This is a genomic window from Streptomyces sp. NPDC002573 (assembly GCF_042889625.1).
Taxonomy (GTDB): Bacteria; Actinomycetota; Actinomycetes; order Streptomycetales; family Streptomycetaceae; genus Streptomyces; species Streptomyces gibsoniae.
In genome coordinates this window covers 1-1,066 of sequence record NZ_JBIARC010000289.1, presented here as the reverse complement: position 1 = coordinate 1,066, position 1,066 = coordinate 1, and the positions used below count along the sequence as shown (strand labels likewise).

The window sequence follows — 1,066 nt, the reverse complement described above, 5'->3', positions numbered from 1 at the left end:
CGACACGCGAAGGCCCCGCCCGCGATCACGCGGGACAAACAGGGCGAACCATCAACCTCATCAGGCAATCGCGACCGCTGACGAATCGAGGCTAACGCACCTTTTAGCGAACCGCTGCGTCCGCAGAAGCATCTCTGATGAGATGTCTCGGTGAGCGACTCACTGCTTACCGCGATCATCGCGGCACTCACCGCACTTGCGGCGTCGGGCATGACCTCTTGGTTGACGCTCCGGGGCGTGCGCCACCAGGTGGAGGCACAGCGAGAAGTTGCAGCAGAGGATCACGCTGAGAGGCGGGCGGCGGAGAATCGGGCGACACAAAAGAGCGCCTGTATCCAGTTCATAGAGACGGCCATCCGCTGCGCCGCTCTCATTCCAAGAGATCAGACGACCGGGCATAGCCAACGTCGAGTACCAAGATCGCCTGAGTGCGGCGCGAGACGCGTTGTCTGACCTGGTCCGAACTCAAGCGGTACTGAGCGTCGAGGGGCCCAGTAGCGTAGCTGTGGCTGCCTCTGAGGCTCGCTGGAGCCTTGACCGCGAGTTCGCGGCGGCACGTGCCGAACGCACCGATGAGGCTGCTACCGAAGCGGTAAATGCCGCAGGCGATGCCAGGCGCCAAGCTGTGGGTCGCGTTGGTCGGGCAGCCAGGCGTGCGTTCGGTAGTGACGACGGACCTTCGTTGGCTGCTCCTTGCGTGGCGTCCGTTGCCTAACGGCACGGCCGGTGACAGTTGATCGGGCAGCGCGGCGCTGGCCGGCAGGGCTACAGCCGGTTCGTACTGAGCGGGGACGTTGACACCCGCATTAGGAGTTCGATCCGAGCCCGCTGCGGCGGCTGTCGTCGACTGGTGCGACGGCCGGACAGAGACGCTGGTGTACGCCTCCGTCCGGCGTCGTTGATGTCAGTCGTGGATGTCATCCGACGCGTCGCGTCGCGTCACCGACCCCGCACCCGCCAGCGCTGTCACCCGGGTCATGTCCCGCGGGGTGGTGTAGTCACGGCAGCTGTTTCGGTTCCGGTTGTGGGGTGATCTGCGGTTCAGGTTCGGTTGGCTTGGTGGTGA

At 64.8% G+C, this 1,066-nt stretch carries 1 protein-coding gene; it reads right to left on the bottom strand.

The annotated features are described in order from the left end of the window. A partial coding sequence (locus ACFYX0_RS47995) for a hypothetical protein (protein ID WP_388982226.1) occupies window positions 1–212 on the bottom strand: 212 nt, incomplete at its 3' end. Between the last annotated feature and the right edge of the window lie 854 nt (window positions 213–1,066).